At 73.9% G+C, this 10,920-nt stretch carries 10 protein-coding genes; 5 read left to right on the forward strand and 5 right to left on the reverse strand.

Annotated elements, in window-relative coordinates; genetic code table 11:
• Nucleotides 1-641: 641 nt before the first annotated feature.
• Nucleotides 642-1,670: a substrate-binding domain-containing protein gene (locus AB0O09_RS32575; RefSeq protein ID WP_363548129.1), complete on the forward strand. Its 1,029-nt coding sequence runs from the start codon at nt 642-644 to the stop codon at nt 1,668-1,670.
• Nucleotides 1,671-1,718: 48 nt separating this feature from the next.
• Here the strand turns inward: AB0O09_RS32575 and acs are convergent, their stop codons facing one another.
• Together acs and AB0O09_RS32585 are read right to left on the reverse strand one after the other, a co-directional pair.
• Nucleotides 1,719-3,698 (reverse strand): acetate--CoA ligase, encoded by a 1,980-nt coding sequence (gene acs, locus AB0O09_RS32580; RefSeq protein ID WP_363548132.1) that lies wholly within the window; start codon nt 3,696-3,698, stop codon nt 1,719-1,721.
• Nucleotides 3,691-4,356: an acetate uptake transporter gene (locus tag AB0O09_RS32585; RefSeq protein WP_363548135.1), complete on the reverse strand. Its 666-nt coding sequence runs from the start codon at nt 4,354-4,356 to the stop codon at nt 3,691-3,693. Before AB0O09_RS32585 ends, acs begins: the two co-directional genes overlap by 8 nt.
• A 217-nt stretch (nt 4,357-4,573) precedes the next feature.
• Here AB0O09_RS32585 and AB0O09_RS32590 point away from each other — a divergent pair, with 217 nt between their 5' ends.
• Nucleotides 4,574-4,828, forward strand: coding sequence for a methyltransferase domain-containing protein (locus AB0O09_RS32590; RefSeq protein ID WP_363548138.1), 255 nt, complete (start codon nt 4,574-4,576; stop codon nt 4,826-4,828).
• 258 nt (nt 4,829-5,086) lie between these two features.
• Here AB0O09_RS32590 and AB0O09_RS32595 read toward each other — a convergent pair whose 3' ends face one another.
• Together AB0O09_RS32595 and AB0O09_RS32600 are read right to left on the reverse strand one after the other, a co-directional pair.
• Nucleotides 5,087-5,458, reverse strand: coding sequence for a fic family toxin-antitoxin system, toxin component (locus tag AB0O09_RS32595; RefSeq protein ID WP_363548141.1), 372 nt, complete (start codon nt 5,456-5,458; stop codon nt 5,087-5,089).
• On the reverse strand, nt 5,455-5,664 hold the full coding sequence (locus AB0O09_RS32600) for a hypothetical protein (protein ID WP_363548144.1): 210 nt from the start codon (nt 5,662-5,664) through the stop codon (nt 5,455-5,457). The genes AB0O09_RS32595 and AB0O09_RS32600 overlap by 4 nt, the downstream gene beginning before the upstream one ends.
• Nucleotides 5,665-5,819: 155 nt before the next feature.
• On the opposite strand from AB0O09_RS32600, the gene AB0O09_RS32605 reads away from it, so the two are divergent.
• The gene (locus AB0O09_RS32605; RefSeq protein ID WP_363548147.1) at nt 5,820-7,082 is read left to right on the forward strand and encodes an SUKH-4 family immunity protein; all 1,263 of its coding nucleotides are present in this window, start codon (nt 5,820-5,822) and stop codon (nt 7,080-7,082) included.
• 43 nt (nt 7,083-7,125) lie between these two features.
• Here the strand turns inward: AB0O09_RS32605 and AB0O09_RS32610 are convergent, their stop codons facing one another.
• Nucleotides 7,126-8,709 (reverse strand): FAD-dependent oxidoreductase, encoded by a 1,584-nt coding sequence (locus AB0O09_RS32610; protein WP_363548150.1) that lies wholly within the window; start codon nt 8,707-8,709, stop codon nt 7,126-7,128.
• Between the two features lie 91 nt (nt 8,710-8,800).
• On the opposite strand from AB0O09_RS32610, the gene AB0O09_RS32615 reads away from it, so the two are divergent.
• Both AB0O09_RS32615 and AB0O09_RS32620 read left to right on the forward strand, forming a co-directional pair.
• The gene (locus AB0O09_RS32615; protein WP_363548153.1) at nt 8,801-9,442 is read left to right on the forward strand and encodes a helix-turn-helix domain-containing protein; all 642 of its coding nucleotides are present in this window, start codon (nt 8,801-8,803) and stop codon (nt 9,440-9,442) included.
• 231 nt (nt 9,443-9,673) lie between these two features.
• Nucleotides 9,674-10,891, forward strand: coding sequence for a hypothetical protein (locus tag AB0O09_RS32620; RefSeq protein ID WP_363548156.1), 1,218 nt, complete (start codon nt 9,674-9,676; stop codon nt 10,889-10,891).
• Nucleotides 10,892-10,920 lie beyond the last annotated feature (29 nt).

Below are 10,920 nucleotides of genomic sequence, written 5' to 3' on the forward strand. Positions count from 1 at the left end.
GTGTCGGGCTGATCGGCCGCGATCCGCTCCGCGTGCCGCGAGAACATCATCTCGACGTCGTCGACGGAACCTCGATCGTCGCCCTGGAACCGGGCGCCCGGCACACCATGCGCTGGGGCGTCACCCCGGGACTCACGCGTCGCAGCGGGACCGGAGAAGACTCCTGCGAGGCGGTGGGCCGTGCCACCGGTCAGGCGCCCGTGGCGCAGGACGGCACGACCTCGGCACGTGGGTTCGACGCACCAGGGACAGCGCGGCGACGGGTCGACCGCCCGGGAAGGGCCGCCGGCGCGGCGCGCCCGGGGACGAGTCGGACGTGCCACGCCGGCGGTGTGCCCGGACCGGTGGCAGCCGACGGTGCGGGCGCGGCGTCGCTCCATCAGAAAACCCCACACACCAACAGAATCGAACGCGCGGCATCATCACACCGCAGCCCCGGACGCCGCGTCAAGAACCGCACCGGTCCGCCGGCCGGGTGGCCCGCGCGCCCGCGCGTTCCCTGACGCACCCCTGCCGCGTTCTTGCTGTCGAACCGTCCCGCGCTCCACGCCGATGTCCCGCTCACGTCCCGCCCACGTCCGCCGCCCGGGCCGTGGTCGGGGCCGTGGACGGGGGAGCCCAGAACCGCCCCGAGGCCGCCCATGTCCCGTCCCCCGTTCCTGTCCACGCCCTCGTGCACCGTCGCCGTCCTCGCCGCGATCGCGACGCTCGGCGCCTGCACCACCCAGGGCCCCGAGATGCACCGGACGGCGCGGATCTCCGTCGCCTACATCCAGAAGCAGGGTGACCAGCAGTACTTCCGGGACGAGGCGGCCGGGGCGCGGGCGAGGGCCTCCGAACTCGGCGTCGACCTGGACGTGGTGGACGTCGGCACCGACGCGGCCCGCACCCTCGACGCCGTCCGGTCGGCCGCCGCCCGAGGGGCGAACGGCGTGGTCGTGGCGGTGCCGGACCCGGCGCTCGGACCGCAACTCGTGCGGATCGCGTACGACGCCCGGATCGAACTGCTCGCCTCCGACGACCAGATCTGCGCCGACCTCGACGACCCGAGCGTCTGCGCCCGGCAGAAGCTCGTGCCCAGGGTCGGCTTCAGCGGCAGCCGGATGGGCGAGGCCGTCGGCCGCCGCGCCGCCCAGGAGTACCGCACGACCGGCTGGAAGGCCGCCGACACCAGGATCGTCGCCGCGGCGCGGATGGACCTCAGCGTCTGCCGCGAGCGCATCGACGCCGCCAAGCTGGCGTTCCTCCGGGACGGCGGCCAGGTCCGCACCCTGAACGTCAGCACCGACAACACGCCGGACGGCGCCCGCAGCGCCGTCGCCTCCACCACGGCCGCGGAGGCGGGGAACCCCGAGCACTGGGTGGTGTGGGGCTGCAACGACGAGAACGTCGAGGGCGGCATCGCCGCACTGCGGGCCGCCGGCGTCGCCGAGGCCGACGTCATCGGGGTCGGCCTCGGCGGCTACCTCGCCTGCCGGGGATGGCAACACGGGGAGCGCTTCGCCATGCGCGCCGCCCTGTCGATCAGCGGCCGGGAGGTCGGCGCCCTCGCCGTGCAGACCATGTACGACAAGGTGCGCAGCGGCAGGCCCTTCCCCGCCGAGGCGTTCGCCCCCACCGCCATGGTCGACCCGGAGACCTGGCGGGCCTCCGGCGCCACCTGCGACTGACCGGCCGTCCCGGTGGCCCTCCCCCGGAGGGCACGGCCTCAGCCGTGCCTACCGTCCGTCCTCGTCCTCGCCCTCGCCGCCGCCGGACGCGGGCAGTTGATCCCGGATCAGCTCCATGACCGAGCTGTCGGTGAGGGTGGTGACGTCACCGAGACTGCGGTGCTCCGCGACGTCCCGCAGCAGCCGGCGCATGATCTTGCCCGAGCGGGTCTTCGGCAGCTCCGGCACCACCAGGACCTCCCGCGGCCGGGCGATCGGGCTGATCTCCCGGGCGACGTGCGCCCGCAGCTCGCCGGCGACCTCCGGGCCGCCCCCGCCGGCGTCGGACCGCAGGATCACGAACGCCACGATGCCCTGGCCGGTCGCCTCGTCCGCCGCACCGACCACCGCCGCCTCCGCGACCTTCGGGTGCGAGACGAGCGCCGACTCCACCTCCGTGGTCGAGATCCGGTGCCCCGACACGTTCATCACGTCGTCCACCCGGCCGAGCAGCCAGATGTCGCCGTTCTCGTCGCGCTTCGCGCCGTCCCCGGCGAAGTACAGCCCCGGGAACCGCGACCAGTAGGTGTCCAGGTAGCGCTGCCGGTCGCCCCACACCGTGCGCAGCATCGCCGGCCACGGCTCCGTCAGCACCAGGTAGCCGCCCGCGCCGTCCGGCACCGGATCGCCGTGGTCGTCGACCACGTCCGCACCGACACCCGGCAGCGGCCCCAGCGCCGACCCCGGCTTGCAGGTGCTCACCCCCGGCAGCGGGCTGAGCATCTGAGCACCCGTCTCGGTCTGCCACCAGGTGTCCACCACCGCGCACCGGTCGCCCCCGATGTTGTGCCGGTACCAGATCCACGCCTCCGGGTTGATCGGCTCGCCCACCGAGCCGATGATCCGCAGACTGCTCAGGTCGAACGCGGCCGGCACCTGCTCGCCCCACTTCATGAACGCCCGGATCGCCGTCGGCGCGCAGTAGAGGATGCTCACCCGGTACTTCTCGACCATCTCCCACCAGCGTCCCCGGTGCGGGGTGTCCGGGGTGCCCTCGTACATCACCGAGGTCGTGCCGTTCGCCAGCGGGCCGTAGACGATGTACGAGTGGCCGGTCACCCAGCCGATGTCCGCCGCCGTCCAGAACACGTCCCGCTCGGGCTTCAGGTCGAAGACCGCCCAGTGCGTCCACGCCACCTGCGTCAGGTAACCGCCCGAGGTGTGCAGGATGCCCTTCGGCTTCGCCGTCGTCCCCGAGGTGTACATGATGTACAGCGGGTGCTCGGCGTCGAACGGCTGCGCCTCGTGCTCCGCCGACTGCCGCCCCACCAGCTCGTGCCACCACAGGTCCCGACCCGCCGTGAACGGCACCTCCTGACCCGTGCGGCGGACCACCAGCACGTTGCGCACCCCCGGGCACTCGGCCACCGCCCGGTCGACCGCGGGCTTCAGCGCCGCCGCGGAGCCCTTGCGGTACCCGCCGTCGGCGGTGATCACCACCCGGGCGTCGCAGTCGACGATCCGGTCCTTCAGCGCCTCCGAGGAGAATCCGCCGAACACCACGGTGTGCGGCGCCCCGATCCGGGCGCACGCCAGCATCGCGACCGCCGTCTCCGGGATCATCGGCATGTAGATCGCCACCCGGTCGCCGGCCGCCACCCCGAGCTCCGCCAGCGCGTTGGCCGCCCGGCACACCGCGTCCTTCAACTCCGCGTAGGTGATCGTCCGGGTGTCGCCGGGCTCGCCCTCCCAGTGGAAGGCGACCCGGTCGCCGTGCCCGGCCTCGACGTGCCGGTCCACGCAGTTGTAGGCCACGTTCAGCCGACCGCCGACGAACCACCGCGCGAACGGCGCCTGCGACCAGTCCAGGACCTCCGTCCACGGCTCCGCCCAGCTGAGCCGGCCCGCCTGCTCGGCCCAGAAGGCGAGCCGGTCCTGCTGCGCCTCGCGCACCGTCCGGTCCGTGGCGTTGGCGGCCGCGGCGAGCTCCGGAGGGGGCGGGAAACGGCGCTCCTCGTGCGACAGGTTGGCCAGCGTCCGCTCACTCATCGCCACTCCCCGGGGCCGCCGCGGCGGGAGGGCCGGCGAGCGGCCACACCGGTAGCAGCGTCCGTTTGAAGGTGGCGTTGGCGACCGTCGCGAACGAGGCGTACCAGGCGACCACCGCCGTCACCAGCCCGGCCCATCCGCCGACCTCCGTCCAGGTGTCGGACCGGGCGAACGCGCCGACGGTCAGGAAGAGGAACGTCAGGCTCAGCGTGACGAACACCGAGAGGACCGCGACGGTCGTCCGCAGCGCGGCCACCGTCATGTAGACCGTGAAGATCGTCCAGGCCAGCAGGAACAGCCCGGTCGCCTGGTAGAGCTGGTGGACCCGGAGCAGGTGGGGCACCACGGTCTCCACGAACCCCCAGTACGCCAGCCAGAACGCGCCGAAGGAGGCGAACGCGGTCGCGGCGAAGGTGTTGCCGCGCCGGAACTCCCACATGCCCGCGAGGATCTGGACGATGCCGCCGTAGAACAGCGCCAGCGGCAGCACCACGGCGACCACGGACTCGTTGACGAGCGAGGCGTTGAAGCAGCTCAACACGAAGGTGGTCATCGCGAACGCGGCGAGGCCCAGGGCGCCCGGATCGGCGATGACGGCGGGTGGGGCGGGGGAGACCGGCGGCGCCGGCGCCTTCGGGGGAAGCACGGGACCTGCCACGATGACTCCTCTCCGCGGCGTGCCGGACGTGCTCGCCCACCCGCGTCCGACGACCGGACACGGCACCGGGACGAGACAGCGTGTCTTCCGGCACCCGCTCGTCGGCGGGTCGCGCCGCCGGCCGTCGGATGCACCCGCCGGCACGGCAGCCCGTCGCACGGGCGCGCCTATCCCGTCCACCCCACCGCAAACCGGCCGCCCGGTAGGCTGCTCGTCCGTGACCGAACCGGACTTCCTGCGCGCCACCCGCGACTCCTACAACGCCGTCGCGGCCGACTACGCCGGCCACTTCCGCGCCGAGCTCGCGGCGAAGCCGCTCGACCGGGCGCAGATCACCGGCTTCGCCGGCCTCGTGAAGGCGTCCGGCCTGCCGGGCCCGGTGGCCGACGTCGGCTGCGGGACGGGCCGGGTGACGGGGTACCTCGCCGAGCTCGGACTGCCCGTGCTCGGCATCGACCTGTCCGCCGCCTGACGCGGAGGCTGCTTCACCGAGGCCAGCTTCGGCTGAGGGACGGCGGCGCAGGAGGGGCCGCCGGCAACGACCCGGCGCCCGGCAGGGTGAGGCGCGGGCCGGGCCGCTACCTGAGTAGGGGCAGGGCGGCCGGCCGGCGCAGGAGGGGCGGTGGCCCCTCCGTCCCCGACGTTACGGGGCGGCCGGCGGGACGGGGGCAGGCGCGCCGCGCGTCGCGCGGGTTCACCCGTCGGCACCCGGTGGCCGGACGGACGCCCGTCAGGCCAGCCACGTCCTGAGGACGGCGGCGAGATCGGCCGCGGTGGATCCGCGCCGCCTCAGCTCCTCGGCCACCGCGGACACCCGCTCCTGGTCGAGCTTGACCGAGACCCCGCTGGCCAGCAGGTAGCCGTGCGCGACGGCCACCGCCACCCGCAGGTTCGAACGCTCCAGCCACGGCAGCCGGCCGAGCGTGTGGGCGAGCGCCGCAGCCCGGGTGAACGGCCCGTCGTAGACCTCCTGCCCGGCGACCACGGCCCGGTGCCGCTCCACCGCGGAGATCGCCACCCCGTAGTCCACCGGTGCCGGGTCCCCGACCCCGGCACGCTCGGCGACCTCGAGGATCCAGGCGAGATCGACGTGGAGGATCACGCGGCCTCGATCCCGTCGAGCAGGTCCCCGTACTCGTCCAGCACTTCCTGCGCACCGGCCAGGAAGACCTCGCGCAGCTTCTCGTTGTCGTCCCGGATCAGCTGCGCCACGTAGTCGTTGACGGGCATCCGCCGGGTCTCGGCCGCGTGTCTGGCCATCTCGGCGACGGTCTCGTCCATGCGGAGGTTCACCTGGGTCTTCGCCATACCCCGAAGATAGCAGGTGATAGCAGGGTCGCGTCAGGGCGTTCACTGCCCGTGATCCCGGTGCGCGCCGCACCGTTGGCGGCCGTCCGAGGGCTGTCGGCGAGGTGGCGTAGGCTCATGGTCGAAGATCATCAGGGGGAACGGGGGAGCGGGGCATGGGGACGACGGCGTGGCGGCCGGACGGATTTCCGGCGCGGGTGGCGGAGTACGGGGAGGCGTTGTCCGAGGTCGCCCGGGTCTACGGGACGGAGGACGGGGCCGGACCGGAGGAGTGGGCGGCGAGGCTGCGGTTCGCGGCCCTGATGCGGGGTGACCGGGCGCTCGCCGACTGGCTGGACGGCCTCGGCCTCGCGATGCCCTGGCGGGTGCTGTGGGCGCACTGGCGGCCGATCGAGGTGTGGGACACCGGCACCGTCGCGCCGGGCTGGACCGGCCCGGTCGCGCTGCACGGCTTCCGGGCGGGTGGCAGCGAGGTCTGCCTGCAGTCGCGCTACGACCACACCTACCGGTGGTACGCCCTGGCGGACGGTGCCCCGCTCGGGGAGCCGTCGCCGGACGAACCGGCGCAGGAGGAGCCGCCGGCCGCGGTGGCCTCCGCGCTGGACACCGGTGACCCGCTCCACTCGATGGTCGAGGTCACCGTCACCCGGGCCGGAACGGCCTCCGTCCACGCGCTCTACCCGGTGGCCCACGACGACGACATCCAGGTGCTGCCCGGCGACCGGGTGCTGATCGCGGGCTACAGCGGCGCCGCACTGTTCGACTTCGGCCCGCCGGCCACGGCCGCACCGGCAGCCGCACCCGCACCCACGGCCGCGCTCACCGGTCAGGACGCGGTCGCCGGCGCGCACCACCGGGTGACCGCACCCAACCTGCTGCCCCGGGAGGCCTGGTGGGACGCCGCACGGCTCACGCCCGAGGACGTGCAGACGTACTACAGCGGCGTGGTGCTCGCCGATCCCGGGCAGCTCGCCGCGGCGACCGGCGACGCGGCGACGGCCCGGGCGCTGGCGACGCTGGGGCTGCCCAGGATCTCGGCGCTGGGCTGGCTGGACACCGACCGGGCCATGAAGGAACTCACCGTCACGGACGGCCGCCTGGTGATCGCCGAGGTCCACGGCGAGCCGGCCCTCCGGCTCGACCTGGCCACCGGCCGGGTGGTCGACTCGTACGGTGACACGGTCAACACCTCGCTCACCGCCTTCGCCGCCTGCCTCGCGATGAGCGACTGGGCGCTCTGCCTGTCGGTGGGCCGTGCGACCCGTGGCGACGACGGGTTCGGCGAGCACTACGCCTTCCTCGCCTTCGTCCGCTCCTCGCTCGTGCGGATCGATCCGGAGGCGGCGGCCGCCGCGGAGGACGACGACTGGTGGTGGCTGGAACAGACGGAGGACCACTGCTACTCCCTGGGCGCCTGACGACGCCCGCGGGCGCCGCACCGTCAGCGGGCCCCGCACGAAGTCAGGGCAGCCGCACGAGGTGGCCGGCGATCGCGGCGAGCAGGCCGTCCGCGTCGGCGGGGGTGCCGTCCGTGGCCCAGCGGACGTAGCCGTCGGGGCGGATCAGCACGGCCGCCGCAGCGGGCCCGTCGGTGCAGGTGGCGCGGACGAGGTCGACCTGCGGCGGGAGCGGGAGACCGGCCGGGACGGCTCCGGCGAGGTCGAGCAGGACGGCGTGCCCCGCGGCGAACAGGGCCGACAGTCGGACGGTGCCGGTGCCGAGGGTGAGTTCGGTGTCCGGGACGCGCCGACCGGTGAGCGGGTGGTGCCGCGGGTGGCCGTCCTGCGGCGGGTAGTGCAGGGAGAGGCCGGACATCAGCCCGGCCAGGTGGCGGTTGGCGTCGGGCAGGCGCAGCAGGTCGGTGACGATGTCGCGCAGGGCGGCCACGTCCTCGCTCGGGTTCGGGTCCGCGAGGACGCGCTGCGCCGAGGTGTGGTGCAGCACCTGGGCGCCGACCGGGTGGCGTTCGGCGTGGTAGCTGTCCAGCAGGCCGTGCGGTGCGCGGCCCCGGACGGTGGCGGCGAGCTTCCAACCGAGGTTGAAGGCGTCCTGGATGCCGAGGTTGAGGCCCTGGGCACCGAGCGGCGGGTGGACGTGCGCGGCGTCTCCGGCGAACAGGACACGCCCGGTGCGGTACTGCTCCAGCTGCCGGGTGGCGTCGGTGAACCGCGAGGAGTTGTCCACCGTGCCGAGCGCGGTCTCCTCGCCGTACACGGCCCGCAGCGCCTCGGCGATCTCCTCGCGGGTGACGGGGGAGTCGCGGGAGGCGTCCTCCTGGTCCGTGCGGTCCGTCCCGTCCGTGCGGTCCGTGCGGTCCGTGCGGCCGAAGGTGAAGCGGTAGCGGTCTCCGCCGAGCGGGGCGAGCATCGCCCAGTGGTCCTCGGCGCGGCGGATCAGGGTGCTCATGTGTCCGAGCTGCTGCGGCACCAGCGGGGACGCGGCCGACAGGCGGATGTCGGCCAGCACCGCCCGGTGGGTTCCCGGCCGGCCGGGGAACGGGAGGCCGAGGAGTCGGCGCACCGTGCTGTGCGCGCCGTCGCAGGCGACCAGGTGGCGCGCCCGCACCTGCAGCCCGTCCGCCGTGACGACGACGCCGTCCTCGTCCTGGTCGACCGCGCAGACGGCCGTGCCGCGCAGGATCCGCGCGCCGAGGGCGGTCGCCCGCTCCTCCAGCACCTCCTCGATCTCCCACTGGGGGAGCACGATCGGGAAGGGGTACCGGGTCTGCCAGGGCGTGCAGTCCAGGGGGACGGGCAGGGCCGCGAAGTGGCCGCCCACCGGGTCGCCGGGGGTGGTCCGGCGCAGGACCGGCTCCAGCAGTCCGCGCAGCTCCAGCAGTTCGGCGGTACGGGGCTGGATCGCGCCGCCCTTCACCTGCTCGACGCGCCGGGGCAGCCGCTCCAGCACCAGGGTGTCGATGCCCGCCAGGGCCAGTTCGCAGGCCAGTGCCAGCCCGGCCGGGCCGGCACCGACGACGACCACCTCGGTCCCGGCCGCGGTCCAGGTCTCGTCGACGGTCCCGTTCTCGGTCTCGTTCTCGGTCAAGGTCCTCGCTCCGCTCTGTTTCTCGCCTCGGGGCAAATGTATACCAGGTGCAGAAATATCCCGGGAGAAGCCCTCTGCTAGGTTGGTCGCCGTGGACGGCACGCCAGGGCTGCGGGAGCGGAAGAAGCAGCGGACCCGCGCGGCGATCTCCGACGCGGCGATCGCCCTGTTCCTCGAACACGGCTTCAACCAGGTCTCGGTGGCCCAGGTCGCCGAGGCGGCCGAGGTGTCCAAGCGCACGCTCTTCGCCTACTTCCCGACCAAGGAAGACCTCGTGCTGCACCGCCTCGCCGACCACGAGGCCGAGGCCGCCCGCGTCGTCCGCGCCCGCCCGCCGGGCACCGCCCCGCTGGCCGAACTGCGCGCGCACTTCCTCCGCGGGCTGCACGAACGGGATCCGATCACCGGACTCAACGACCACCCCCACGTGCTGCGGCTGACCCGGATGATCCAGGACGCGCCCTCCCTCGCCGCCCGGATGGACCGTTTCAAGGCCGGCGCCGAACAGGCTCTCGCCCGGGCCCTGCAGGAGACGGCCGGCACCCCCGAGCTCACGGCGCGCCTCGCCGCCGTCCAGATCGTGGGCGTCCAGTGGGTGCTGGCGCAGGACAACGCCGCCCGCCTCGCCGCCGGCACGCCCGCCGACACCCGCCACCCGGGCGCCGTCGCGGACGCGGAACAGGCGTTCGCCCTCCTCGCCGACGGGCTGCGGGACCTGACGCCGCGCCGGTGACCCGGGGCTGCACCGGGCCCCGGGGGTGCCCCGTGGGCAGGGGGCGCCCGCCCCGGGCGCCGCGCTGTGCGATCAGCTGATGATTCGTCCGTCGAGGGGAACCGTTCGCGTGGGAACCGGCCGCCCCGCTCCGCACCGTCCGATGATGCAGGCGTCACCCGCACGGGCCTGCGGTCCCCAGCCCCGTCCCGCGGCTGCTGCGGCCCGTGCGTACCCGAAGGAGGTAACCCCTTGTCCGACCAGGACGAGAAGGCGGAGCAGAGCGTCGGCGCCTTCACCCTCGCGGCCCCGCTGGACTCCACCGCCCCCACCCCGCTGCCGTACCCCGTACCCACGCCCGACGAGGAGTGGCAGCTCCCCAACGGCTTCGCCCACGTCTTCTACGGCGAACGCAACCAGGGCATCACCCACCCCGTGATCATCGCCGACGGCTTCAACCTCGGCCGCAGCGACCTCACCTGGCTCTACGCCGGCCTCGACCGCGACTACCCCTTCCTGACCGAGCTCCGCAGCCGCGGGCGCGACGTCGTCCTGCTCGGCTTCGACGAGCGCTCCGCCTCCATCACGGCCAACGCCGAGGCCGCGATCGCCTGCATCATGCGGACCAACGCCGAGCAACTGGGCTCCGCCGGGCTGACGGTCGGCGGCTTCAGCATGGGCGGCATCATCACCCGCTACGCCCTGGCGAGGCTGGAGATGCAGCGGATGGACCACCGCACGCGGTTGTACTTCTCGTACGACAGCCCGCACCGCGGCGGTGTCGTCCCGATCGGGCTCCAGGCGTTCTCCCACTTCATCCCCGTGCCCAACGACTTCGCGCGGCAGATGGACAGCCCGGCCGCGCGGCAGATGCTCTGGCGGCACTACGACCCCGCCACCGGGACGATCGGCGTGGCCCCCGAGCGCACCGAGTTCCTGCAGCAGCTGGAACGGCTCGGCGGCTGGCCGCGCCTCCCGCGCCTGATCGGCGTCGCCAACGGCCGCGGCGACGGCACCGGCCTCGCCGTCGAGCCCGGCGACATCACCCTCACCGTGAACCGGATCTACCCCGGCACCACCTTCTACGCCCAGTCCCAGGGCGACAACGCCGTCGTCGCCGAACTCAAGCGGCGCTTCCCCCAGGCCGAGAAGACCGTCACCACCAGCGGATTCCCCGAGCTCGACGGCGCCCCCGGCGGCACGCTGCGCTCCTACGGCATCCTCGCCGACATGCTCGAGAAGTTCGGGGCCCAGGTCGACCTGCGCCACGAACACGTCTGCTTCGTCCCCTCCGTCAGTGCGGTCTCGATCCGCGACCTCGACGACAACAAGGCCCTGTACGCCGACATCGACGACCTCGACCCGTCCGAGAGCGACCTCGACGACTTCCTGTGTTCCAGCACCACCACCGAACACACCGCCGTCACGCGTGAACTCGGCGAATGGATCCTGGACCGCCTCCCCGACTGATCCGGACGGACGGCGGCGGGGGGGGCGGC

The organism is Kitasatospora sp. NPDC093679 (assembly GCF_040683455.1).
GTDB lineage: Bacteria > Actinomycetota > Actinomycetes > Streptomycetales > Streptomycetaceae > Kitasatospora > Kitasatospora arboriphila.